This window comes from Psychrobacter sp. Pi2-51 (assembly GCF_904846665.1).
Taxonomy (GTDB): domain Bacteria; phylum Pseudomonadota; class Gammaproteobacteria; order Pseudomonadales; family Moraxellaceae; genus Psychrobacter; species Psychrobacter glaciei.
On sequence record NZ_CAJHBP010000005.1, the window covers coordinates 1 to 26,631 of the forward strand.

The window sequence follows — 26,631 nt, forward strand, 5'->3', positions numbered from 1 at the left end:
ATCTAAAAATTATAAAGTGAATAATTCAGGAAACATTTTAGGAATCTAAACTATTAAACCTCTTTCGAATATTAGCACAGCTCAATAAGGCAGCTATAGTTAAGTCTTTATGAAATATATTTTTAAACTACTTGCAGTGCATTGATATACTGAATCAACAAAAATTCTTACTAAATTAAAGATAAAAGAAAAACAGTCTATGAACTTATCAAAGAATATTTATAAGACTGTAAGTGCATTATTAATCACTCTGTGTTTACCTGCATGTCAGGAGGATACAGAAGTTTACCAAACCTTATGCGTTGACTCAGATACTACAATTAAGAACGATATACCTGGAAAGGGTATCTTGTGGTCATTAGCTAGGGATGATATCAAACATTTGATTCCAATGCTCACCAAAGAGTCACCTCGAAACATTTACGTCATGGATACTATTACAACCTGCGAAATGACATTTGAAGATATTGAAGTAGATAAAAGCATTTGTAATGTTACCTTAAATGCTGGAGCTTACGGTTATGCAGAATGTAATAATGGCTCTAAATTCAGCTTTGGATGTTACGAAAAGGATTGTGATCAAGACTTCCTATTTCCTTTCAAAAATGAAGGAGGAGTTGATTTAGAGCCTCGTAATTTAGATTTGCGTGAACCTATTAGTGGTAAAACTCATGTTGAAAACTATAAAAAATATCTTGATACAATGAATAAGAAATCAGTCAAAAATAAACTAGCTGTAAAAGTTTATTTTGAGAATTCAAACTTAGATAAATCAAGCTATGTTATTCGATATGTAGATAAAGCATCGCCACTCAAAAACAGCATCCAAGAATATTTGAACGGCTTAACGCCAGAAGAACAAAAACTAGGATTTGAGTCAAGTAATTTTGGCAACAATAGCTCCATAGTCAAAATTGAGGACAATATCGCTAAAATTCACTTTACTGCTGATAACTTGGCCACAGATTTGCGCTCGCCCCAACAGGTTATAGACTTTAGCCATTCTATATATATGATCGCAGATCAGTTTGAAACTGTTAACGAAACAGAGATGTGTGTTAATGATACCTATAACTACCAAATGGCTTTTTTAGCTAATGAAGAGCCGATTGACTGTCCCTTCTAATTTCAGAGCTTATTTTTCTTGAACCGCCCCGAATATATCGGAGACAGATTCACTTGAGTCAGGCTGCAATGCCTGACAAAGTCAAATTCTTATAATACCGTCTTTCAAACTCAGCTAGTTTGAAACTTACCAATCTTTCAATACAGGCGCTAAACCCAACCTTTTTCACGAAATGTTTTTAGCACTTTGATAAATACTTCCATCTCATCAGGCGTGCCAAGCGTCAAGCGATTGAAGCCTGTGACAGGTGGAAACTCGCGACCAACCTTAATGCCATTGTCTCGCATTCTATCGATATAAGTTTTTAAATCACCTTTTATTTCATGAAAAATAAAGTTGGTCTGTGAGGGTAAATAGCGCAGCCCCAGATCGTCTAATACTGTTTCGATCATTTGACGTGACTGATTGGTATTACGCAAACTTAGCGCTAAAAACGCTGCATCATTTAACGTTGCAATAGCAGCAACCGCACCTGACAAATTGGTATTGTCCATAGACATAAATGCTTCGACAGTCTCAATAGCTTGCGGGTTAGAAATCGCGTAGCCCACTCGCATACCGGCTAAGGCACATAACTTTGAGAAAGTATGGATAACAACAAGATTGTCTGATAACCCTTGTTTTAACCACTCAATCCCACTCTCAAAGCTTGGATCTGACACGTACTCCAAGTAAGCTTGATCTAATAAAAAGTAATGGTTATCTGGTGCATTACTTACCCATGTTTTGAGGGCTGCCGTTGAGGTGATCGTCCCTGTTGGGTTATTAGGATTGCAAAGATAAAGCAAGCTAATACCGTCAAACTCATAGGCAGCTTTTTGTAGGTTTTTCAGATCTAAGTCATAATTGTTGGTTGTTAATGGTATTTTGACTACGTCTGCACCAATCGATTTTGCATACATCTCTGCACAATCAAACGTTGGCACCGGAATAACCATCTGGAATGCTTTACCTTCTTTTAAGGCTTTGTGTTGTAGCATTTGTATGACCGCTCGCATATTTTCAGTCGAGCCATTGCCTAATGAGATTTGGTTTTCTGCCACACCATGGATGGTGGCAATTTTGCTAATGAGCGCAGCGCGTGGATTGTCTGGATAACGAAAGCCCTCACCTAAAGACTCTATAATGGCTTGTTTGGCAGAGTCTGACATGCCTAGTGAGTTTTCATTCGCATTTAATTCTAAGAATTTGTTATTTTGCATGATGGATTATGTGCCTCAACGTCCGTTGTTATAAGTTCATATTGCTCATTGATATCATATTAAGGGGCATTTGGTATAAACACAAGTTTTGTTACAACCAAATTTTAGTTATTAATAGCAATAGATAAAAACCATCTTTTTGCAGCTCTAAAAACCATAAAAAAAGGTGAGCTGCCCTCCTTGCAACTCACCTTTTTTTCCAACATACGTATTCAACACACATCATTCAATCACGTTCAAGTTGAACACTAGATCAAATGCGCTTTTAACTCGAGCACTTTATCACGCGTTTTCGCGGCATCTTCAAACTTCAAGTCACGAGACATCTGTTTCATAAGCTTTTCAAGACGATTGATTTCTTTGGCCAGCAAATCAGGACTGCGTAAGATACTAATATCCACATCAGGCAGATTGCTCTTGATAGGAATCACTTGATTGTCATTGGCATTCTGATCGTCACCCGTATCGATTTTATCGGTGATACTGCGACGTGCCCCTTTTGGTGTGATGTTGTGCTCAAGGTTAAATGCCACTTGTTTTTCACGGCGACGGTCGGTCTCGTCTATCGCCTTTTGCATACTGTTGGTAATGCGATCAGCATAAAGAATAGCCTTACCATTGATATGACGCGCAGCACGACCAATGGTCTGAATAAGTGCACGCTCAGAACGCAAAAAGCCTTCTTTATCGGCATCAAATATCGCGACCAATGACACTTCTGGCATATCTAAACCTTCACGCAATAGATTAATGCCGACCAACACATCATGCACGCCAGTCCGCAACTCATGAATGATCTGCATACGCTCGACGGTATCGATGTCCGAATGCAAATACGCGACTTTGACATCATATTCTTTTAGATAACTGGTCAAATCCTCTGACATACGTTTGGTCAATGTGGTAATCAGTACGCGCTCATCTTTTTCTCGGCGCTTGGTAATCTCTGATAACACATCATCGACTTGCGTCAATACAGGACGAATCTCAATCTCGGGATCAATCAAACCCGTTGGACGAACGACTTGCTCAACGACTTGCTCACTATGCTCAAGCTCATATAATGCAGGCGTGGCGCTCACATAAATTGTCTTAGGCTTGATACGCTCCCACTCTTCAAACTTCATCGGGCGATTGTTCATTGCACTTGGCAGACGAAAGCCATAATTGACCAAGTTTTCTTTACGCGACCTATCACCTTTATACATTGCCCCAATCTGTGAAACGGTGACGTGCGATTCATCGAGGAACAGCAGTGCATCTTCTGGAATGTAATCAAATAACGTCGGTGGTGCTTCCCCTGATGGACGACCAGAGAGATGCTGTGAGTAGTTCTCGATACCATTACAGTAACCCAGCTGTTGAATCATCTCAAGGTCATACTGGGTACGTTCTTTGAGACGTTGCGCTTCAATCAGCTTATTGTTATCACGGAAATATTCTAGACGCGGCTCTAGCTCAGCGCGAATCGTATGACTGGCAGCTTCTAGTTTATTGCGCGGCGTCACATAGTGCGATTTTGGATAAATAGTAATACGCGGCACGCTACGTACTGTTTTGCCCGTTAAAGGATCAAACCAAGTGATTTTTTCCACTTCATTGTCAAACAAGTGCACACGTACAGCCAACTGCTCAGATTCAGCAGGATAAATATCGAGCAGCTCACCACGCAAGCGATACGTACCACGACCAAAATCTAACTCGTTACGTGTGTATTGCATTTCAACCAAACGTTTAATGGTAGCGGTACGATCTATCTGATCACCGACCACGACATGCAGTAGCATTTTTAGATAACTTTCAGGATCACCCAAACCATAGATACACGATACAGAAGCTACAATAATCGCATCACGACGCTCTAATAGAGCGCGCGTCGCTGACAGACGCATCTGATCGATATGATCATTGATGGCGCTGTCTTTTTCGATAAAGGTATCACTCGCTGCGACATAAGCTTCAGGTTGGTAATAGTCATAATAACTGACGAAGTACTCCACCGCGTTATTCGGGAAAAACGACTTAAATTCACCATACAGCTGAGCGGCAAGCGTTTTGTTGTGCGCCATGATAATCGTCGGACGCTGAGTCTCAGAGATAACCTTGGCCATGGTATAAGTCTTACCAGAACCCGTTACCCCCAATAGCAATTGCTCATTCATACCAGAATTAATACCATTGACCAGCTTTTTGATCGCTTGTGGCTGATCCCCTGCTGGTTCAAAATCGGTGACCATCTCAAAGGCACGACTCGATATTTGCGTCCCTGACGCATTAACACCACTAATTTCAGCTTCGCCTTGGAGCTGAGTGGCCAATTGGTTTAACTGACGCGATGAGCGCGGTTCGGGCATACGCATAATGGCTTTCTTCTTCTTGAGGTTTATAACAATATGGGGTCTGAATGTCCCTTTTTAAAGGACAATCATAGGCATAATACGAGGCTAATGAGCACCAGTTCTTGCCTATATTTAGGCGTATAAGACAGATATTGTATGCACCTGTTTTGGCAAAAACTCTAGGACCGTTATAAAAAACTCACACAATCTTGAATAAAATTACAAAGATTTTCATGGTTAACAAACTCCTTACACGACCACCTCATAAAGCCTAACACTGAAGGGTTCCATCACAGATTTAAGCTGTTATTATTCATAACGAATCAACAAGCACTACTAATACAAAAACCAAATAAGAAACAAGTGACATATTTAATTCAATAAAACAAAATACATAACGGAGTAAGATATGAGAGAACGTTACGCAAGTGGAATTTCCGATGAAACTGCCAAAAAAATGATTGATGTGTTAAACGCTAACTTAGCGAATGTCATTGATTTAACTTTAGATGGCAAACAATGCCATTGGAATTTACAAGGTACTGGCTTTATCGGTGTGCATCAATTATTAGATGATACGTCAGATCGTATCCTTGAAGTATCAGATACAATCGCTGAACGCATCGTAATCTTAGGTGGTCAGCCAAATGGTTTGGCCAGTCGCGTGGTAAAAGAGTCTATTTTAGACGATTACCCTACTGACATTACCGAAGTAGATCAACATGTTCGCGAGTTGACGAGCCGCTACAAGAAAGTCGCGGAAGCTTTGAGAGAAGCGATCGCTACTGCTGGTGATGCAGGCGACGAAGATACAGCTGATCTATTTACAGAAGCCAGCCGTATTATTGATAAAGATGCATGGTTCATCGGTGCAAATGCGCCAAAGAAATAATACCGTTATAAATTTAGTTGATTATCAACGTTATTATATGAAGTGAAAACAGAAAAGGTCACCTGATTGGGTGACCTTTTTTTATGCACGCATATTCTATTATTTTCTATTTCAGGGCTTTTAGTTCTTCTATCATAATGGGCAAAGCTTTCTTTAGCTCGGCTGAGACGTTCTGTGTCATAATAGCTCTGACATCTTTCGCATATTCTTGCATCATAATAGGCTGCTTTTCTATTATGCTAGCCCCTAAGTCGCTTTCGTAAAAATCGATTTGAGCGTCAACTTCTTCTTGAGTAAAATACTTTTTTACAGCACTAACATACGCTTGAATTTGTGCCTCATTGATAGTTTCAATATACTCATCATCAAATATACTACTACTATAATTAGAAAACACTTTGATTAGTTTTTGACGTTGGTCAGTACTCATGTCATCAGTCACAAGGCTAGACAACATAGAGTCATTAACTATTTTTTGTAAACTATCTTTCGAGGACATCTGTTTGATTGTTTCATTCAAATGTGTGACATTTACTAACTCTCTCACTGACTTGTCAGTAGGTACCGCAGCCTGTGCAAAGAGCGTCGGTACTGCCAGCATAGTAGCGACGCTTAAACCAAACGTCAGGGACACCAAAGTATTTTTCAAAATATATGTCATATTATCACCTTATTTTAGTATCTAGTTTTTACTGCTAATTATCATTGTTATCTTAGCCTAATTTTTCGAATTAGATCCGTATAGTTATTAGACCCGTATAATTAATAGTAACTGGAGTCTATTGAACCTTCAAATATTAGGACTGCTAATAGATAAAATCTTACCAAACTAGGCATCCATCGACGATAAAGTCTAACCTAGAATGACTAGGGTGTGTCCTCAGTTTGAAAATGGTGATGCAAATGAGATAAATTGCAGCCAACCAAGGAAAAGAGCGCAGATAGTATCAGGATATTGACCAGCTATTTGACGCAGTTTGGCAAGATTTAGCCATAGTAGTTGTTAATAGCACCGTCATCTAGACTGTCATGCAAAATCTTGTTCATTAGCCAAATAATTTTCCGGCAAAGATAACGTTTTGGCATTGGGTACAGACAGTGTCAAAATAGCTTCTTGAAAGATAGGATTGCATCGAAACAAGTTTTCAATGTCTTCAAATTTTTGCGCGATTTCTTTTTCTTTTTGATTGCCAGCGATGTCTACTGCCGCCACCATAAATATTTTCTTGGGTCCCACCCACTCTAGGTGTAAGTAAGAAACACTATCAATATCTACATGATTAAGCAGCTCGCTCAACGCATAGGAATGCATCCTATCAGACACCTTGTAGCCAATCAAAAAATCCCGATTACGGCTGATCAAAAAGATAGCGACCACGCCTAATAATAGCCCGACGACGATAGAACCTAGCGCATCCCAAAATGGCTGCCCAGTATAAGCATGCATACCCATCGCAGCCGCAGCGATAACCAAGCCAACTACAGCCGCTAAATCTTCAAAAAATACACCGCGTAAAGTGGGGTTCGACGTATCGACCACATAACCAATAGCGCTGACATTAATCGCTTCACCGTGTTTTTTACTTTGCAGGTACGCCTGCACCAACGAAAAGCCTTCTAGCACGAAGGCGACTGCTAATATAATAAAACCGATGGTATAGTCGGTCTCGCTCTCAGCCGCATTCCACTCGGTGATACCAGTATAAATGGACACAATAGAGCCTGCCATAAAGACACCAAATGCCGCAATCATCGACCAGACGTATGACTCTTTACCGTAGCCGAGCGGATGACTTTCATCAGCAGGTTTGACGGATTTTTTTTCGGCGACAATTAATAAAGTGCCGTTACCTGCATCTGCCCAAGAATGTGCTGACTCTGCGATCATAGAAGCAGAACCTGTCATAAATGCCGCTACAGTTTTGGCAATAGCAATAATGAGGTTGGCCCCGACGGCGATTAAAACCGTCGTCAATGAGGCAGAATGTTGTTCTTCTTTGTTGGTTGCTGACTTAGAAGAACCATGAAAGCCAGAACGAGAATTACTATCAGAAGTGGCGTCGTTAATGAGCGTACCAGCACCTCGAGCACGACTATTGCGGCGTACTGACTGATTAGGAGTAGGAATATTTGAATTGGTTTTTGATTGCTTCAAACTCATAATAGTCTCAGTAAAATAGCGAATATTTAACCACTAAGCTGGAAACCCTTGGCTACTGTGTCATGTTACTTAGCTTGATTGTCACGACTACTGGCTAGTTCACCAATCATATTCTCAATATCACAGCTAGGACGATGTGAGCTTTGCATACGTAGGTTCTTACGTTCTAAGCCTGCATCAAAACGACACTGCTGCATCAAATTTTTGATATCAAGTGGCGGCGCAGGAGTTGGCTTGCCATTGTCATCGATGGCGACCATCGTAAAATAGCAGCTATTGGTATGACGAACCGTACGCGCCCGCACATCTTCTGCTTCGACACGTATGCCCACTTCCATCGACGTTCTACCCACGTAGTTGACGCTCGCGGCAAAGGTCACCAGCTCACCCACATAGATTGGCTCACGGAACATCACCTGATCAACCGATAGCGTCACCACATAGTTGCCGCTATAGCGACTGGCACAGGCATAAGCGACCTGATCGAGCATTTTGAGTAAATCACCACCGTGTACATTGCCGATGAAATTTGCCATATCAGGGGTCATTAGCACCGTCATATACAGCTCATGATTTAAAGGGGCTTTTTTGGCAGTGGAGGTAGTATTGTACTGGGGCATAACATTCCTTACGGTGTTCTAAAATTTATTGGTCTTGAGCGACCAAACGGGTTTTGATCACTTGCCTTCAGTAATTTTTTATAAAGATAACCATTCTCATAGTCTATTATAATAGTTTCCATTATAGCAGTCTATTTTGAGTGGTTTGTAAATAGGTTTAAATGGTGAAATCACTGGTTCCACTGGGGTATACCTTAAAAGATCCAATCAACGGTACGGAATCGCCAAGATTGTCGGGGATTCCGTGTTCTGAGATATAGTCAAAATACCCCAAAAACGCTACGATACTGCTCATATTAATTTTTTGTCGCCTCTGTCTGCACAGGCACAGCAAGCAAGAAAAATTGATATTAGCAGTGCGTGATGTATCGATATTACTTTTCACTGACTATAATGTAAAACGGCATACCCGCACTGAAAGCAAAGCGCTATTTGCATACGCATTAAACTATTAATACATCTATTAGAATAAATGAGAAACCCTATAATGAAACAACCCTTTCAGACCCTGTTAAATCAAGTGGGACTTACCGCTTTAGTGGCAGCATCATTACTATCTGGAACCGTACAAGCAGCAGATAATAATGACCATCTAAAGAGCACAGTTGATCAACAAGCCAAATTACTAATGAATGAGCATAATATTTCAGGAATGGCTTTTGGTATTATTGTTGATGGTAAATCACATTTCTATCATTATGGTTTGGCTGATAAAAAAGCCAAAATACCTGTCTCAGAAAACACTATTTTTGAGCTAGGCTCAATCAGTAAGACGTTTGCAGCTACCTTAGCCAGTTATTCAGAATTAAATGGCACACTTGCATTAGAAGATACCGCTGATAAATATATTCCTTACCTAAAAAACAGCGCCATTGGCAACACCAAGCTGATAAACCTAGCCACCTATTCAGCTGGTGGTCTACCACTACAAGTCCCTGATGACGTCAAAAATAATAAAGAGTTGCTTCGTTATTATAAATCTTGGCAGCCTGTATTCCCTATCAACTCAAAGCGTCTGTATTCCAACGCCAGTATCGGTCTGTTTGGCTATATAGCGGCATTGAGCATGGACGCTGATTACACACAATTGATGGAAGAAAAAATACTGCCGTCACTCAATATGCCCAATACCTTTATTAATGTACCTAGTGACAAGATGTCTGATTATGCATTTGGTTATAACGCTGCTGGCGATGCTATCCGAGTCAATCCTGGCATGTTAGACGCCGAAGCCTATGGCATTAAATCCACCATTAAAGATATGACGCATTTTATGGCGGCGAATATGGGGCTAGTACCGCTGGATAAAAATATTCAGCAAGCACTAAATAATAATAGAAAGAATTACTATCAGGCGAGCACTTTTACCCAAGGGTTAGGATGGGAGATGTACCCTTATCCTACTCAGCTAAATACCTTACTCGAAGGTAATTCAATGGACGTGGTACTAAAGCATCAAGCCATTAAAACAGACAATCATCCAACGGCTGTCTTAAATAACGTCTGGGTCAACAAAACAGGTGCTACTAATGGGTTCGGTGGATATATTGCTTATATTCCTGCCAAAAAATCAGGCATTGTCATTTTGGCAAATAAAAACTATCCAAATGCAGATAGGGTCAAAGCAGCCTATACGATTTTAGAAAATGCGATGACTCGTTAATTAATCTTGAGTCACAAAGCAATCTTATAGAAAACAGTTTTTCATTAATAATCCAGTCCGTAGGTTGGGTGGAGCTTGCGACACCCAATCTAATAGATTAAGATCAACTCTACCCTATCACTCGTAGAGTATCATGCAATATCGAAGGCACTATCATCAAGGAGCGAGTTATTTCTTCACTATCAATCTTGCGGGATCGGTTGTTGGATCACTATTACATGACGATAAAAGGTCAACATAGTCATAGAGTGCCGTTAGATATGATATAGAGCACCAATTGATGTTTTTCACTAAAGTTGTTAAAATCGTGTTTAAACACCCTTATTTTATTGGTTTATTATGCGAAATATGTACGATTCAGATCAGCTCGTTACCCGAGTGAGCTCTAACAATTGCTTGCGATGAAGTATTGTTCAGAGCCTGATAAGGAGCTTTAGCTTCCTTACATTCATCGCCACATTACTTGTATGCCTCTTTTATAGGGATGGCGGCGATTATTTATGTGGCGATTAAATCAGGACCGTGGATGATAATTCATCCACGGTCCTTTTCGTTTAAGTTGTCTAGCGGCAGCTTAATAGAGCGAGCAGGGCTTCCCTTGCTCGCTTTTTTTTGCCTCGTTTTTAGGGGATCAAATTACTTTCGGAGTTTATTATGTCTCAAAATATTTACGATAATCAGGCTTTTTTCGATGGTTATGCTCAACTACCACGCTCTCAGTTTGGCTTAAAAGCTGCACCTGAATGGGAGACTGTTAAGACCCTACTTCCAGACATTTCCGGAAAACGAGTCATAGATCTCGGCTGTGGATACGGTTGGTTTTGTCGCAGTGCACGAGAATTAGGGGCTACCGAAGTTCTTGGTATCGATTTGTCCGAAAAAATGCTGGCACAGGCACAAGAGCTCACAAATGATAGTGGCATCAGCTACCAGTGCGAGGACCTCGAGCATCTTTCACTACCGAATCAGGCTATTGACTTGGTATATAGTCAAATGGCTTTACATTATCTACCTGATCTCGCTCCGCTATTTTCTGTCATCTATCAATCACTGCAACCTGACGGTTGGTTTGTCTTTACTGCCGAACACCCAATTTATACTTGTTCGGTACGCCAAGGTTGGCTCACTGATGATGAAGGTCAGCGATCATGGGCAGTCAACAACTATCAAAATGAAAGTCAGCGCGTAAGCAATTGGCTAGCTGACGGGGTGGTAAAATATCACCGGACTTTGGGCACTATATTAAACGCGCTGATGGCTGCTGGTTTCACTATTCGCCATGTTAATGAGTGGGGCCCAACAGCGCAGCAAATAGCAGAAAACCCTGCGCTTGCTGAAGAAGCGGAGCGCCCAATGATGATATTAGTGTCTGCACAAAGATAAAACGACACCAAAGCGTTTTGGTGCGACTGCCTCCATTTAGGGCTTGATATCAAGTCCTAATTACGGCACTGATACGCTTGAGATAGCAGAGACCAACCTTGAGCACTTTGATGAGGTGTGGGGTGATAAGTACCCGCATGTGGTCACCTCTTGGCGTAATAACTGGGAGGGCTTAACGGTGTTTTTCGAGTATCCTAAAGACATCAGAAAAGCGATTTATACCACCAATACGATAGAGTCGCTAAACAGCGTCATTCGTACGGCGGTGAATAAGCGTAAGGTGTTCCCATCTGTTCAGGCAGCATTCAAGGTGGTGTACTTAGCAACTCAGCAGGCATCAAAAAAGTGGTCAATGCCCATCCGTAACTGGACGTCTGCTCTTAATCGCTTTATGATTATGTTTGATGACCGCATCAGCAAGCATTTAATCTAAAGGGCAGTTACACAGAATTTGGGATACCCTCCCCTACGAAGGCAACTCGATGGACGTGGCACTAAAGCCTCAAGCCATTACAACAGACAATCATCCAACGGCTGTCTTAAACAACGTCTGGGTCAACAAAACAGGCGCTACTAATGGGTTCGGTGGCTATATCGCTTATATTCCTGCCAAAAAATCAGGCATTGTCATTCTGGCAAATAAAAACTATCCAAATGCAGATAGGGTCAAAGCAGCCTATACGATTTTAGAGAATGCGATGACTCGTTAATTAATCTTGAGTCACAAAGCAACCTTATAGAAAACAGCCTTTCATAAAAAACCCAGCTAGATGCTGGGTTTTTACATTCAGTTTTTAAGAGCACCCTTCGACCAAATAAATCGCTTCTGGTATACCGATATCTATGCTTTCTACCTCACCTTTTAATAGGTTTTTATTGTCTGCTGTCCACTCAGTCGCCTTAATCTTATAATCATTAAACTTTTGACCGCCCTTGATATGATATTCAATTTGTAGAGGCAGCTTGTCCTGTTTATTATTGAGTTCAATATTTTCGTCTTTTAGTGATTCTCCGAGTGGGCTTTCTTTTATTGCCTTGAAATTAACATTAGCAATCAAGCTATAGTAATTACCATCAACCGCATATTTATCGACCTCGTAGTCAAGCTCATCATTATGTGCTTTCATAACCGCTGTGGCTGAATCGCCAACGTTGATGTCTTTATAAAACGCTATGCTTGGATCCTGAATACTAATCAGAGCAACTTTACCATCTATGATTTGATATAGCACAGCAGCACGTTCACCGTACTCTTTATCCATATAGCTCAATTTTGGATTACTGACATAGTAGCACTGTTCGTTATCGCTCTTTGCTTTGGTCATGCCTAGGCTACTTAGCAGCTCAGGGGTAATAACCTGACCAAAGCTTAACTTCTGATACCCTGACGGGCTGACGGTTTGCTCATCAGCTATATCTGCTGCTTCGTTAGTTTGTGCTTTATCCATAGCACTCGTATCTGTAGGCGATGGATTGACAGACATCTCATCATTCTTAGCCATGTCTTTATCTACAGTATTCGTTTGTGCAGTGCCATCATTATTCGAAGATGAGGGCTGTGAGTCACAGCCTGTCATTAGTTGGACAGTACCGATTAATAAAGTAGAAATCACTGCCGTCTTAATTATTGGCAATGACGATGTTAAATGAAAAATTAACATGGCTAAACTCCATACCAGTATTTCGACTATTTTGAAATGATTTTATAAGACAGAACCTAAACTTTACGCGGCTCAAACTTCAGCGCTCTCTACCCAAGAAAACGCTTCCATGATACTCATCCATTGATCGTCTAATCCCGCTTTTAGCAATAATGGCTCACCAGTGACCGGATGGCTGAGCGCTAAAGTCTGGGCATGTAGCAGCATACGTGCGCAGTCGTACTGAGTACGAAAAAATCGATTGTGCCGTCCATCGCCGTGGCTGGTATCGCCCACTATGTGATGAAATAGATGTCTCATGTGCCGACGCAGCTGATGCTTGCGACCGGTCTCGGGGGTTAAGCGCATTAGACTATAGCGGCTAGTTTCATGCTTTTTTGACACCGCAAATGGCAGCTCAATTTGAGCCAAGCTCTGCCAATGGGTCACCGCCTCTTGAGCGGGCTTGTCCAAGTTGGCAAACTTATCGGCAATGGCATCGGGCTTAAAACTTAATGCATAATCAACGGTGCCCTGCTCTGGCATAAAGCCACGCACCACGGCTAAGTATTGCTTAGAAACCTTATGCGCAGTAAAAGCCTCGGTAAGGCTACGCGCCACAGCTGAGCTCTTGGCGAACAACAACACGCCTGATGTCGGCTTGTCTAACCGATGCACCGGAAATACATGGCAACCTACCGCATCACGGGTGAGTTGCATGGCAAAGCGGGTCTCGCCTTTATCCAGCCAGCTGCGATGCACCAATAGACCCGCCTCTTTATTAATTGCCACCAGAAATTCATCTTCATAGATAATTTCTATTGGGTTAGCGGTTTGATTGGCGGTGTCACTTTCGATATCTATGTTTTCAATGCTCATATTTTAAATACTATTATTTTAAATATGGTAATTATATATCTACTGTCTTTTATATATACCCTTTTTGTTGCCCTTTTTATTGCCCTTTGACTGGGCTAATAAATTTGGACTGTATTTCAGAGAAATAGTCAGTATATAAATGATGGTTAGCTCAACCAATGAAAACGATACGCCAGCCAAGCAACGATAGCGCTCACTGAGCCAGTTAAAATTCCGCCCCACACAAAATCTACTAACGCGGTATCTAAAGTAAACCCTTTATACAAAGCTAAGTTGGTAAAGTCATAAGTTCCATATGCCATCAGTCCTATCAGACCACCCAGTAAGAAAATATGACCAACAGACGCTCCTGCCTTGATTTGCGGATACAGAACCAATATACAGAGTGCCAATATATAAAACATATAAAACACGCCAGCGGCCATCATATTTGGCTCATCAGCCAATAGGTGACCGATACGTGACTCATAAAAAGCCCCTTTCATGGTCGTAAGCCAAACCGCATCAACGCCCAAAAATATGACAACAGCAGCCAGATAGATAAATACGTAAGCCATAATAATATCCTTTTATAAGGGTTGCTCAGCGTTAGACGCTTTTGCACCAACACGCAACCTCAGATCAAACAATGCGTTAAGCAGATACCTTGTCTGACGCTGGCAAATCAGAAAAATGCAGCGTATCGATGTTATTTGGTTTGACCGCTGTTACTTGCACCACGCCGATGGTGCGCTCCAAAAACCCGCCTTCACAGTAGCAGAAATAAAACTCCCACAAGCGGATAAAGGCTTCATCATAACCGAGTGCTTTGATTTCGTTGCGCTGCGCCATAAACGCTGTGCGCCAATCGCGCAGTGTATAAGCATAATCAAAACCATAATCATGCAATTGTTTGATAACCATATCGGTCTGCTCAGTAAACTGCGTATTGAGCTCTTGATTGGACAACAGACAACCACCTGGGAAAATATGGGTCTGGATAAAGTCGACCGAATCGATATAGTCTTGATAGTTCTGATCATTAAAGGTAATCGCTTGCAGCACCATCAGCCCTGTTGGCTTAAGCAAACTATTACACTTAGCAAAAAACGTCGGCAAGAATTCATGCCCGACCGCTTCAATCATCTCGATACTGACCAATTTGTCATACTGCCCTGTCAGCTCACGATAATCCTGCTTGAGAAGGGTGATTTTATCAGACAGTCCGGCAGCTTCGACCCGCTGCTGTGCCTCGTTATACTGCGCATCAGAAATGGTCGTTGTCGTTATATGACAGCCGTAATGCTTGGCGGCATAAATAGCGAAACCACCCCAGCCAGTACCGATTTCAATGACATGGTCGTCAGCGCTCAGTTGTAGGCGTTGACAGATAAGCGCCAGCTTATGCTGCTGGGCATCGTTCAATGTCGTATCAGGCGACTGATATACTGCCGACGAATACATCATGGTATCGTCTAAAAACCGCTCATACATATCATTGCCCAAATCATAATGCGCTAAGATATTGGATTTTGAGCCAGATTTATCATTACTACGCAGTCGGTGCTTGGCTTTTTCAAAAGTTTTGCTGACCGCAGCGAAGCGGTTTTCTAACTGGTTAAGCACGGCTAAGTTGCGCGCTGCCAACCGAATCAGGCCAGTCAGATCGTCCGTATCCCACTCACCATTGATATAACTGTCCGCTAGGGCAATCGAGCCACCAAATAGCAGCTGACGATAGACGGCACTATCATGAATCATCAAAGTCACATTTAAAGGATGGCGACCCACTGCTGAGCTGCTAATCCCTTCAGCGGCTTTGCTACCAAAGCTTTGCTCTTTAGGCGCGTGCTCATCGAATGCTTCGATCAACGTAATACTGCCGAACTGCACGTGCTTTAACGCGCGAAAGATTAACTTTCTTGCTAAATTGTTAATACGGTCATTGACTGGTCGCAATACCGCACTTTCATTGACGGTCTTATTGATACGTGCGGTAAATCTTCCTAATGTCGAAGCTGGATTTCTGTTGGTCGGTCGTGCTGACATCGTCTACTTATCCTTATTTAAAGGCCTTATGTTTGGACATTAGGCTCTTGAAGTCGCGTGGCTTAATTTTTAAAATTGATATTAACTCTGTACTGAGTTTTACATTTATACTGAATGTTAACTTTGCACTGGTCAAACACTGTTTTTTTTATTAGCCGCTTGCTGCTGTTTGCTATCGGCTAGCTTTTCATCATAATTAATATAAGGCACTTTTTTAATCGCATAGAGCTTAAAAGCATGCCAATAAATACGCGTTAACGACGTCATCTTCATCAGCGGATTTTTGCGCAAGCTATCACGCACCGTTGCCTCGGTCATTGGTACACCAGACATTTTTATCCCAGTCTTTAACACCTCTCCCCGCTCGTCGCTAATATCGATGGCAATGCGCACTTGTAAGCAGTTATCTGGCTGTTGTTTAACCTTAACTTGCCAGCGATAGAGCTGGTCGATAGGATTAAATGGCGAGACATGAAAGTCTTTGTCATGGCAGAATTCGGTATCTGTCCCATCTAATAAAAACCCATAATAGTGACGTTTATTCCATGGTGTATTAGAGACCTCAGCCAATAAATGCGTTGGCTGCTGCTGCTCATTAAAGCCCAGATAAAAATTTACGGGGCTAAAGTATATGCCGACATTGCGGCAAACGACCAAACCTAGCATGTCACCACTTGGCGCGCTACCAGCATGGGTCATAAAAGCCTGACGCAGTCTTTGCTCAAGCTTTTGATAGCTACTGACGTTAGCTAATTTATTGTTGGCTACTCTATTATTAGCTTCTTTACTGTTTTTAGCGTTTACATCGAGCGATTTTTTGGTATCATTTGAATCATTATTTTCACTTAGGCTATTTAACTCTTGCGACCTTAAGCTTTGTGATATGCCTTGTAAATAATCATCAGGATAGAACTGCTGTAATGCCTTTTTTCCTGTGGAAAATAATGGCAGTCCTTTTAAGCGCTGACGTTTACCAAAGCCTGCTGTATCAACTTTAGGGAGCGCCTGCCCTGCTGCTAACGCGCTAATATTGACACCCCAATAGCGATACGGATACACAAACTTATGCACATTTGGCAGTAGCCGACTGTGCCACGTATTCCCATGAAATAACTGGTGCGGCAAGCTGTCAGAGGTACAAGGTAACTCATGCTCTGGCATTGCGTGAGACGGATGCGCTGGGGTCGTCATAAGACTCTCTTTTATTTCACTCATTACTATGCTGCTTGGTACTATGCTGTTCGGCTTTACGTCGACCAAATAAGCCACGTTTTTTCTTTTGCATCAAGTCATTAGTGGCAGACTGTAAACGGTGAACGTAATCAACCAACTCCTGATTGGTCGTTGCCGTTACTACCTGACGCTTCGCCAGTTTACGTGACTGTTTATCCGCTTTTACTGGCAAGTCTTTATAACGAAACGGCGTGTGTGCACTATCGCTATCCGGCAAGTGACTTGGGTCGACTTCATCTTTTATAGTAACAGTATGACCGAGCGCCTGACACACACGTAGGCCACTCCGCACGCCATCTTCATGAAAACCATTGAACCAATATGCGCCGCAAAAATGTGTATGCAAACCATTGCCAGAGATGTCTGACCAGTTACTTTGAGCATCAATCATCGCTAGATCAAACACGGGGTGGCTGTAATCAATGCGTTTAACAACCTGCCTATCGTCAATATTTTCATTAGCTGCAGTTGGATTCAGTGTGACCAAATAATTATGCTTTTTGGTCAAGCGTTGCAGAATATTCATATGATAAGTGAGTACAGGTTTTGAGGCGGCCTCTACGCGCTCAGTCTTTGTAGAATCAGTCTTATCATCTATCAGATAATTCCAGCTCGCCCACGCTAGAGGTTTTTTGGGCAACACTTGGGTATCGGTATGCAGGACAGCCGTATTTTTAGTAAAGCGGAAATGACTCAACACGTCAACTTCATCCGTACTGGCATCTTTTAGAATCTTGAGCGTGGTATCTGCATGACAAGCAAAAATAACTTCATCAAACACAAAATTATCGATACGGTTATCAGCATTATCTTTGTTCTGAACCGTCAATAATACTTTATCACCATCACGAACCACAGACTGCACTGGGCAATTTACCCTTACCTTGCCGCCAGCTTTAATAAAGCGGGGAATCAATTTGTTAACATACTGCTTAGAGCCACCTTTGATGGTGAACCATTGCGGGCGGTTAACCACATCGAGCAGGCCGTGATTGTCAAAAAACTGGGCGAAAAACACCAATGGAAAGTCTTGTACTTCGTCCAGACTGGTTGACCAAATAGCAGACACCATCGGCAGTAGATAGTTATCGGTAAACAGCTGACCATAGCGTTTTTGCGCTAAATAATCGCCCAATGTTTGCGCAGTAAAGCCGCTGACATCTTGCCCCTGTGTGCGCGCCGCATCATAATCTTGACGCAGCTGCTTGATATGCTTATTAAACTGTAGGATATCTTTGATAAACTGCCAAAACTTAGGATTGAGGACATTTTTGCGCTGCGATAATAATGTGTTGAGCGTGTGACCGTTATACTCAAAATGACGCGCAGTATTTTTTACTGAAAAGCTCATATCCGTTGCTTGAAACGGCACTTGTAACTCATGAAGCAAGCGAAAAAAGTTGGGATAAGTACGCTCGTTAAAGACAATAAAGCCGGTATCTATCGCGCTGTTTTCTACTTTACTGTTCTTTGCTTTTTTGCCATCTTGTAACGTCACATCGATGGTGTTTATATGCCCACCAATATAATCATTGGCTTCAAATATCGTCACATCATGCTCTGCTATCAGATAATGAGCACAAGTCAGTCCTGACACCCCCGATCCGATAATAGCGATACGCTTTTTCACGGGCACATTAGCTGAATCTTTAAAGGCATTGGGCTGTTTTTTATTGGTTGACACTGTATTCGTACTAGCACGCTTACGACGATTGAACAGCATAAAAGCATTCCTTTCTATATTATTTTTGCTATTTTTGGATAAGCGATATTTTATAAATCTCAAAGTCTTATTTTTTATTCATTTTTTCACTGACCCGTTGCCAGACTAGATCTGGCAATGTACCTAACGCTTTTAATGGTAAGGTAAGTTTTTTGGGAAACTCAATCACATCATGCCCGCTGGCAATACCATCGCGTATCGCTTGGCTTGCCTGTTTTGGTGTCTGTATAAATGGCATAGGAAAATCGTTTTGTTTGGTCATCGGTGTCTCGACAAAGCCCGGAACCACTAAGCTCACCGATACACCCTGCGGTGCGAGACTAATTTGCAAGGTTTTCATTAAATAATGGATAGCAGCCTTTGAGCTACCATAGGCTTCGGCACGAGCAAAAGGCACATAAGCAGAGGCTGAGCCAATACCGACTAAGCGACCTTTTGAGGCAATCAGCTTTGGCAACACCCCTTCGATGGCGTGCGATAATGTGCCCATATTGACTGACATGACTTTCATAAACACACTACTGTCAAAGTTTGGCATGTCTAAATATTCACACATGCCAGCACCGCAAATCGCCACATCAATCTGTCTAATCTTGTCAAAGGCTGCAATGACTTTTTCTCGATCCATGAGATCCAAATCAATCGTCTCTGCCCCTAGTGCTTTCAGCTCAGCCAGCGCTTCATCATCACGTCCAACGGCATGGACATGGTGACCGTCTAACAGATAATCTTTGACCAGCTGCTTACCAATGCCTGAGGTCGCGCCAGTGATAAGTATGTGTTGTTTTTCGGGAGCGTTTGTCATCGTTAATATCCTTTTTAACCAGTTTTATCATATAGAGATCTTAACCGCCATGATGCATTAATCGCTCATTTTTTATGTTTATTGATAGTGAGTATTAGTAGCATTTACATTAACCAAGCATGGCGCTTATTTACCAAATCTAAATAATTATAGTATAAGGCTGCATCTCTATTGTTGTGACTTCGCAATCAATGACGCACAAGTCATGGTATCAATGTGACATATACTTGATCAAACAAAGGTTAAAACTCTCTGCAAAAGCGTCATTTTCTGTTACCGCCTCTATGAGACAGCGTAATAGCAGCATGCTACAATGCCAAAACTGGCAACCTTTATACTGAGCGCTAACGACTTATTATTCAGTAATAGCCATGTATTATTCGGCGATGCCTGATATGCATAATAAAATGATGCTAAAAACCCTTAAACCATCTTATAACGTGTCCTGATAACGCTTAAAACGTTATATAATTACCAGCAGATTTTCACCAACCCACTCCCATACAAAAAGGAGCTCTCATGAGCGAATTGCAATTGTCTGACCGTGTCAACAACATCAAACCATCTCCTACCTTAGCAATCACCAATAAAGCCAAAGAGCTAAAAGCCTCAGGCAAAGACATTATTGGTCTAGGTGCTGGCGAACCTGATTTTGATACACCAGAACATGTCAAAAAAGCAGCAATCGATGCCATCAATGACGGCTTCACCAAGTACACTGCTGTCGATGGCACCCCAGAGCTCAAAAAAGCCATCATTGAGAAGTTCAAGCGTGATAACGACATCAGCTATGAGCCAAACGAAATCTTGGTATCGGTCGGTGGTAAGCAGTCCTTCTTTAACCTTGCCCAAGCTTTTATCAATCCTGGTGATGAAGTAATCATTCCAGCACCGTACTGGGTCAGCTATCCTGACATGGTCATCATCGCAGAAGGCGTGCCAGTTATTGTTAAATGCCCAGCTGAGCAAGACTTCAAAATCACCCCAGAGCAATTAGAAGCTGCCATCACTGATAAAACCAAAATGCTGGTATTGAACAGTCCTTCTAACCCAACGGGTATGATTTATACGTTAGATGAGCTAAAAGCCATTGCTGAAGTGCTGAAAAAGCACCCACAAGTCTATGTGGCCTCTGACGACATGTACGAGCACATTCGCTGGACGGGCGATAAGTTCTACAATATCTTGAATGCTGCGCCTGAGCTTAAAGACCGCGCGATTATCCTAAATGGCGTATCAAAAGCCTATGCGATGACGGGCTGGCGTATCGGCTATGCTGGTGGCCCTGCTAAATTGATCGGTGCAATGAAAAAAGTACAATCACAATCAACCTCATGCCCAACCTCTATCAGTCAAGTCGCTGCCGAAGCCGCTATCAGTGGTGATCAAAGCGTACTAGAGCCTATGGTCGCGGCATTTGAAAAGCGTTGTGATTTGGTCGTTGATGGTCTAAACGCGATTAAAGGTATTACTTGCCTACGTCCTGATGGCGCATTTTATGTCTATCCTGACATCAAACCACTCATCAAAGCCGCTGGCCTATCGTCATGTACTGAATTCTCAGAATGGCTTTTAGAAAAAGTTGGCGTTGCAGTCGTTCCTGGCGATGCCTTCGGTCTGGGCGGTTATATGCGTATCTCTTACGCCACTGATGAAGCGACGCTAAAAGACGCCTTATCGCGTATCGAAAAAGCCGTTGCTGATTTAGACGTTGCTGAATAACGATTATAGTTAAATCTACTATAAACAGTAATAAGCATTAGAAATATGTAAATAAAAAAGACGCCCGCATAAACGATATGTGGGCGTCTTTTTTACTGTGGTTTTAACAGCTATCGGTAATGAAAAACGTCTTAAAAGCCTTCATCATCCTATTAAAAATCATTAATGTTGCTAATTATGCAAAAAAAGCTTGACGTATTTTTTATCTTTGCTAGAATACGCCCCACTTAGCAAGAACTCGTTAGAGACTTTCTAAGCTCGTTGTAAGCCATTAACACTTACAGCTTATTCTCCAATAGCTCAGTTGGTAGAGCAACGGACTGTTAATCCGTGTGTCCCTGGTTCGAGCCCAGGTTGGAGAGCCATATTTTAGTAGTAAATTTTTTGAGTCATCTTTGATTCGATTATGGCATTTGCCAAGACCCTCATCACTTTGATGGGGGTTTTTTTATGGGTGTTATTTATTGCTTTATGTTTTAGATATTACTAAAAACATTTTACTACCGACTCATGAAAACGACCGTCAGTACTTATAGTCAGTCCAATATTAAAAAGATACAGCTGGACTGGGATGAATTTTTTGCAGCCTCTGTCGGCATAGGCACAGCAAGCCAGAAAAATTCATCCCAGTTTCGCGTTATTAAACAACGTATCCATTTACTTAATATTAACTATAACTAACGGCCGTATTTTAAATTATTATCGGTAACTATCCCTCAGTAAATATCTCTCGGTAAATACAAGCAGTTACGGCAAGAAAATTGAAATATGCGCTTGTTCTTTATTTTCTTGGATGACGTTATCATAAGCTGAGAGTTGATGATCAGTGAAGCTATTGGTCAGATACCACATGGTTGTAAATATCGCGGTCAATAGCACTGCCATTACGGCAACGATGATCCATAGCGGTGTTTCACTGGTCAGTGTGTGCTTAATCTGATCAGGAATCGCCCAAAATGGTGAAAACTCGTTTTTATTACCACGCAAATGCTCAATCTCATCACCCAAACGCGAGATAAGATAGCGTATCTTTTCTGGCGCCTCTAAACGATACTTTCCTTGAAAGCCAAGTAGCATCGCATAGTGATAGACTTCTAACGCTGGCAGACGCCTCTCCCCTTGTTCACGCAGACCATCCAAGCGCTCAAAGAACTCATTGCCAGCGATTTGCGAACCAAACAAATCTAACTGTAAAGGGTTTAGCTCCCAATCGTCCTTTAACGTTTGAAACTCCGGCTCTTGCGACGTCATGATTGTCTCATCAATCAGCGCACAATAAGCATACTTGGCTTCGTGAATATCTTCTGACAAAAAGCCTTTTTTACGAGCGTTCATTTCGAACTTATCTAAAAACTCGTATATTTTTTGACGGAACTTACGCGGTTCGGTACTAAAATAATGATTACGCAATAAAAAAACCAAGTAAAAGCCATCATACATGATATCAACCAGCGACTGGCTGCTGATGCGTCTATCAAGGCCATTCGCTGATACTTTTGATGCCACCTCGCCTGAATCTAGCAATGAAGGCGCAGAACCCGTTGAATTGTTTGCTGACATGATCCTTCCTAATACTTATTATTTGAAATACAACTGAATAAAAGGGTTTCGCTAAAGGTTATCCATAAGCGAAAATTGAGTGAGCCATTTTGGATATGAACATCAATTTCTCATCAACCCTTATTCATAAAACTTCTCAGAAAAACTACTGCACGATGGCCATCAGCTCTATTTTTAAGTCATCAAAGCCGTTCGGTACATAAATACAGATAGACTCAGACTTAATCATCTCATCATACAGCTCCCCGACCGGTTCAATAGTGAAGTAGCTAAAGCCTGGTCTTACCGGTATCGCACTAGGTACTTGGGTGACATGCGAGACTGGCGACCCCGGCAGTGCTGATAGTACCCGCTTCTCTACCGCGTCTGGCGTTGCCACTTTAAAGCGTCTTGGAACGATATCAATGAGCTCATGCATCGGTAGCGATGAGCTAACAGACAGATACAGCTGTGAGCTACGAGTAATCTTGTCACTGCTCAGCTCCCCTGTGTAGTAAGACGGTTTATTTTGACGCAAAGGAATAGAGATAAAGTTGCTAGCAATCACCGTATTAAGAAGCTCACGAATGATTAAAATGATATTAATAAAAGACTCATTGGCATTGTTATGCTGATAGGAGGGCAAATCACCTACTTTATATAATGAGCTAAAGGTCGCCAATTGACTGGCAACATTCAATAACGCCTCATAAAGCCGTTCTGGATGTAGTTTGGCATTATTGTATAAATGGCTGAGCTGAGAGTATGCGGTATTCAGCGTATGTAAAAGCCAAAAAGACGCAATATCTGATGAGCGAAACTCCAACAAATCATTGTTAGATTGACGATGATGGTCATAGAGAGAGGTGGACTTGGTATTAATCATCGTCATCAAGCGATAGACTTGGTTGACCAATGCAGGATTACTGGTGATATGGACGCTAGGTACAATATAATCCTCGTCCACTTGGTAGACACCTTGGGTGGTACGCAGCAACTTAGCAACTAGTAAAGAGACAGTATCTTGACTGGGCGCTTGAGCAGAATGGCTCAGCTGCAAGCTTGGCGACAGTTGAATAACATCGATCATCGCTTCGGCAGCTTGACTGTACAGATCTTGTGCCTCGACCGTATTTCTCACATAGCGTGCTGGGTTATCGCTTTGTTCTGTCTGTATATTGCTACCGCCACTATGAACAATCTCAAGGCTCAAAAACACGAATATCTCATCGTCGTTACTGTGAGTATCAAGTGTGATGGGCTTTGGCAGCGCATCAGTACGTGGCGCTTGATAGATAGTACCGTCTGGTAGCACACCGTAGATGCTTTGGAAGCTTAATAAATTGCTCTCTAGTAATTGCTTATCAATTTGCACGTCTGCTATGCCATAAGCATAAGGGTGCATCAGTGTCATACTTAGTGCACGTTGCGAGTTATGATAGCTGTCTTGAATCTGAAAATGCTGGGGTCTTAAAAACAGCCCCTCTCCCCATAATACTCTATGTTTACTCAAGGCTATCTCCTACAGGCAGCTAACCAGCGGTTGCTGATAATATTTAAGTTTGGTGGTAAAGTCAGGCACTAACTCTGGATCGACGCCTTCTTTGATATTGATATCACAAGCGCCAACATTTAAAACCAGTGCTTGGTCAAAATCGATACTATCAAGTGGTATCAATACCTGCGAGCGTTTTTGCGTATGTCTCAGTCCAACTTTGATGGCAATAAACTGCGCATCCTGTGGAATACTTAGCTTAAGACTCGTGGCACGATTGGGAATGACGCTAACTTCTTTAGCAGCCCGCTCCTCTACCTCGGCGAATTGATTCTCTTCTTCTAAAAATCCGATATAAGCTGTGCTCGCGGTGCCTTGTTTGGCACGTCCAGCATTGGCATTAGCCGCAGGAAGGATTTGTAGGGTAATACTTTGGCGTTTTAGCTGTTCTTGTAATGCTTTTTGCTCATCATTCATTGACTCAAGCCGTTGTTGCTGCTGCTCTAGTTGCGCCTTTAGGTTTTGCAAATCTTCATTCATTGCCGTGCTTTTATGGCTAATAACGTCTTTCATGCTATCGATGACGGAGGCTTCGTTATTGTTGCCTGACTTGCCTGCCAGTACAGACGCAGTACTATCAGACTTACTAGCACCACTGAGGCTACATCCTGATAGCGTGGTCGTTAATACCCAACCAAGAGCCACTGCCGCTATAGATAATTTCATACATTTGTCCATATTATTTCTGTATTTTGCTTTGTTATTGTCGTTATTGACTGGTCAAAATCTCTGCCATTTGCGGGCGACCAAGCACGCCTTTTTTGCGCAGCTCAACATGGCCCAAATCCATCATACGCCAGTCGCCACCCCACACTAGTCCAGCCGATTTTGCTACTTTACCATATAACTTGTAGCCCTGCATCGCCCATGGATCCTTTTCAGTAATCACAATTTTACCATTTCTAATAAAGGCGCTATCGCCTGCTAGACCAAACTGATGATAGCTCTTATAAGATCCTGCCTTGGTGACATTTGGGCCTTTTTTGAGTAAGCGTGCTTGCCTTCCCGGACTACGATAGCCCTCTAACAGCACCATGTCATAACCATACTGATCACTCATCACCTTATAGACAGTCAACAGCCGTTGGACAAACTCAGAGTTCATCTTATTCCAATTACGGTCAGCATTTCTGATGTTAATGTGCCCATTGCTGATATGCGATGCCAAAATATCACCCGAGTAGCCCGTACTATGATCTTGGGTATTTAAATCAGATAGGTCAGGTTCAGGGAGCATTATAGGCCTTTGTAATGGTGACGCGTCTGTCACCACCTCTGGCCAATAGCCCTCGTCGGTTTGCGTGGCTTGATAGCTAGCAATCTCTGCTTCTAGCTCAGCGAAAAGCTCGGCGGGCGGCTCAGGTGGCGGTCGTAAACGCTCCCCGACCAGTAGTTGACTGATTTGCGAATTGGCGATATTCAATGAGTCATCTTGAGCATGATAAACCTCAAGAGAGTTATGCGTAATCAGAAAATAACACCCCGCTGTCGTCGTGAGAATGGCTAAGACAGATAAAACAGGAACGATAGGAATGCTGTGATACGAGATACGTGGCACAACTGGCAGATTGAGCGTGGGGCGTCGAAATTTGATCGCTGAGATGCCTTGCCAAACAGTGCTCACCTTGTTAAACAGTCGCTCATACAGCTGACGATCAAAAAGCATGATAATCACTGTAATGGAGACAAGCGTAAAAAGGATAACGACCAAATAAATCATAGGGAAAATAATGGCACAGTGAGGCATAAAGAAAAACAGCGGGCAAAGTATTGGAAAATACTAATGTTCAGCCATCAGCATGTCGTAGCTGGCTATTATATAGACAGATGGAATGTTTTTTTTATAAAAAACCCAACTTAATTGTATTTTTTATTAACTGGCTATATTGACTAGCGCTATAGCATGGCGATGAGCAAAAATCGAGAAGAAAAACCATTCTAAGCTATTTAACCAAGCAAAGTAATGATACATGGTAGCGAGAAATCTTCAAATACCATAAACTACCTCTAATAAAATTATGTAGATAAGGGGTATGGCAAGTGGGCGTAAAAAAGCTAATAACTTACGGGCGCTATGCTCTTGCACTTTTTTTAGTCATTTATCTGTTATTGGTTTGGATG

The 26,631-nt window shown here is 42.0% G+C and carries 21 protein-coding genes, 1 tRNA gene and 2 pseudogenes; 8 read left to right on the forward strand and 16 right to left on the reverse strand.

Annotation, left to right across the window (positions count from 1 at the left end; genetic code table 11):
• Positions 1-199: 199 nt before the first annotated feature.
• Positions 200-1,126, forward strand: coding sequence for a hypothetical protein (locus tag JMY08_RS03780; RefSeq protein WP_201590766.1), 927 nt, complete (start codon positions 200-202; stop codon positions 1,124-1,126).
• A gap of 149 nt (positions 1,127-1,275) precedes the next feature.
• On the opposite strand, the gene JMY08_RS03785 is transcribed toward JMY08_RS03780, so the two are convergent.
• Both JMY08_RS03785 and uvrB read right to left on the reverse strand, forming a co-directional pair.
• Positions 1,276-2,328, reverse strand: coding sequence for a pyridoxal phosphate-dependent aminotransferase (locus JMY08_RS03785; protein ID WP_201590780.1), 1,053 nt, complete (start codon positions 2,326-2,328; stop codon positions 1,276-1,278).
• A 248-nt stretch (positions 2,329-2,576) separates the two neighbouring features.
• Positions 2,577-4,688: an excinuclease ABC subunit UvrB gene (uvrB, locus tag JMY08_RS03790; protein ID WP_194618974.1), complete on the reverse strand. Its 2,112-nt coding sequence runs from the start codon at positions 4,686-4,688 to the stop codon at positions 2,577-2,579.
• A gap of 388 nt (positions 4,689-5,076) precedes the next feature.
• Between uvrB and dps the strand changes: the two genes are divergently transcribed.
• The gene (gene dps, locus JMY08_RS03795; protein ID WP_010200004.1) at positions 5,077-5,559 is read left to right on the forward strand and encodes a DNA starvation/stationary phase protection protein Dps; all 483 of its coding nucleotides are present in this window, start codon (positions 5,077-5,079) and stop codon (positions 5,557-5,559) included.
• A 106-nt stretch (positions 5,560-5,665) separates the two neighbouring features.
• Here dps and JMY08_RS03800 read toward each other — a convergent pair whose 3' ends face one another.
• The 3 genes from JMY08_RS03800 to JMY08_RS03810 form a co-directional block, all read right to left on the reverse strand.
• Positions 5,666-6,220, reverse strand: coding sequence for a DUF2059 domain-containing protein (locus JMY08_RS03800; protein ID WP_201590783.1), 555 nt, complete (start codon positions 6,218-6,220; stop codon positions 5,666-5,668).
• A gap of 366 nt (positions 6,221-6,586) precedes the next feature.
• Positions 6,587-7,720, reverse strand: a complete 1,134-nt coding sequence (locus JMY08_RS03805) for a cation diffusion facilitator family transporter (RefSeq protein WP_201590786.1) — start codon at positions 7,718-7,720, stop codon at positions 6,587-6,589.
• A gap of 65 nt (positions 7,721-7,785) precedes the next feature.
• Positions 7,786-8,340, reverse strand: a complete 555-nt coding sequence (locus tag JMY08_RS03810; protein WP_201590789.1) for an acyl-CoA thioesterase — start codon at positions 8,338-8,340, stop codon at positions 7,786-7,788.
• Positions 8,341-8,827: 487 nt separating this feature from the next.
• Here JMY08_RS03810 and ampC point away from each other — a divergent pair, with 487 nt between their 5' ends.
• From ampC to JMY08_RS03830, 4 genes and pseudogenes are all read left to right on the forward strand, one after another.
• Positions 8,828-10,003 (forward strand): class C beta-lactamase, encoded by a 1,176-nt coding sequence (ampC, locus tag JMY08_RS03815; RefSeq protein ID WP_201590792.1) that lies wholly within the window; start codon positions 8,828-8,830, stop codon positions 10,001-10,003.
• A gap of 654 nt (positions 10,004-10,657) precedes the next feature.
• Complete coding sequence (locus tag JMY08_RS03820) at positions 10,658-11,386, forward strand: class I SAM-dependent methyltransferase (protein ID WP_010200012.1); 729 nt, start codon at positions 10,658-10,660, stop codon at positions 11,384-11,386.
• 61 nt (positions 11,387-11,447) lie between these two features.
• Positions 11,448-11,819 (forward strand): annotated as a pseudogene (locus JMY08_RS03825) (transposase); the annotation flags it as partial.
• A gap of 37 nt (positions 11,820-11,856) precedes the next feature.
• Positions 11,857-12,096, forward strand: a pseudogene (locus JMY08_RS03830) (serine hydrolase); the annotation flags it as partial.
• Between the two features lie 84 nt (positions 12,097-12,180).
• On the opposite strand, the gene JMY08_RS03835 reads toward JMY08_RS03830, so the two are convergent.
• The 7 genes from JMY08_RS03835 to JMY08_RS03865 all read right to left on the reverse strand — a co-directional run bounded on the left by JMY08_RS03835 (position 12,181) and on the right by JMY08_RS03865 (position 19,694).
• Positions 12,181-13,047 carry a hypothetical protein gene (locus tag JMY08_RS03835; RefSeq protein WP_201590795.1) on the reverse strand — a complete coding sequence of 289 codons (867 nt, stop codon included), beginning with the start codon at positions 13,045-13,047 and terminating at the stop codon, positions 12,181-12,183.
• Positions 13,048-13,119: 72 nt separating this feature from the next.
• The gene (gene truC / locus JMY08_RS03840) at positions 13,120-13,905 is read right to left on the reverse strand and encodes a tRNA pseudouridine(65) synthase TruC (protein WP_227679582.1); all 786 of its coding nucleotides are present in this window, start codon (positions 13,903-13,905) and stop codon (positions 13,120-13,122) included.
• A 146-nt stretch (positions 13,906-14,051) separates the two neighbouring features.
• Positions 14,052-14,462, reverse strand: a complete 411-nt coding sequence (locus JMY08_RS03845; RefSeq protein ID WP_201590798.1) for a DUF2177 family protein — start codon at positions 14,460-14,462, stop codon at positions 14,052-14,054.
• A 76-nt stretch (positions 14,463-14,538) separates the two neighbouring features.
• Positions 14,539-15,933, reverse strand: a complete 1,395-nt coding sequence (locus JMY08_RS03850) for an SAM-dependent methyltransferase (protein ID WP_201590801.1) — start codon at positions 15,931-15,933, stop codon at positions 14,539-14,541.
• Positions 15,934-16,065: 132 nt separating this feature from the next.
• Positions 16,066-17,124, reverse strand: a complete 1,059-nt coding sequence (locus JMY08_RS03855) for a DUF1365 domain-containing protein (protein WP_227679583.1) — start codon at positions 17,122-17,124, stop codon at positions 16,066-16,068.
• Positions 17,125-17,140: 16 nt separating this feature from the next.
• Positions 17,141-18,889 carry an NAD(P)/FAD-dependent oxidoreductase gene (locus JMY08_RS03860; protein WP_201590820.1) on the reverse strand — a complete coding sequence of 583 codons (1,749 nt, stop codon included), beginning with the start codon at positions 18,887-18,889 and terminating at the stop codon, positions 17,141-17,143.
• A gap of 67 nt (positions 18,890-18,956) precedes the next feature.
• On the reverse strand, positions 18,957-19,694 hold the full coding sequence (locus JMY08_RS03865; protein ID WP_201590844.1) for an SDR family NAD(P)-dependent oxidoreductase: 738 nt from the start codon (positions 19,692-19,694) through the stop codon (positions 18,957-18,959).
• Positions 19,695-20,213: 519 nt separating this feature from the next.
• Here JMY08_RS03865 and JMY08_RS03870 point away from each other — a divergent pair.
• A complete protein-coding gene (locus tag JMY08_RS03870) occupies positions 20,214-21,416 on the forward strand; it encodes a pyridoxal phosphate-dependent aminotransferase (RefSeq protein ID WP_201590847.1) in 1,203 nt (400 codons plus the stop codon).
• Positions 21,417-21,705: 289 nt separating this feature from the next.
• A tRNA-Asn gene (locus tag JMY08_RS03875) sits at positions 21,706-21,781 on the forward strand.
• A gap of 382 nt (positions 21,782-22,163) precedes the next feature.
• Here the strand turns inward: JMY08_RS03875 and icmH are convergent.
• The 4 genes from icmH to JMY08_RS13960 form a co-directional block, all read right to left on the reverse strand.
• A complete protein-coding gene (icmH, locus tag JMY08_RS03880) occupies positions 22,164-22,976 on the reverse strand; it encodes a type IVB secretion system protein IcmH/DotU (RefSeq protein WP_201590865.1) in 813 nt (270 codons plus the stop codon).
• 145 nt (positions 22,977-23,121) lie between these two features.
• Entirely contained in the window at positions 23,122-24,468 is a 1,347-nt protein-coding gene (tssK, locus tag JMY08_RS03885; RefSeq protein ID WP_201590883.1) for a type VI secretion system baseplate subunit TssK, read from the reverse strand.
• 9 nt (positions 24,469-24,477) lie between these two features.
• Positions 24,478-25,176: a hypothetical protein gene (locus JMY08_RS03890; RefSeq protein WP_201590890.1), complete on the reverse strand. Its 699-nt coding sequence runs from the start codon at positions 25,174-25,176 to the stop codon at positions 24,478-24,480.
• Between the two features lie 43 nt (positions 25,177-25,219).
• The gene (locus JMY08_RS13960; RefSeq protein WP_227679584.1) at positions 25,220-26,176 is read right to left on the reverse strand and encodes a M15 family metallopeptidase; all 957 of its coding nucleotides are present in this window, start codon (positions 26,174-26,176) and stop codon (positions 25,220-25,222) included.
• Positions 26,177-26,631 lie beyond the last annotated feature (455 nt).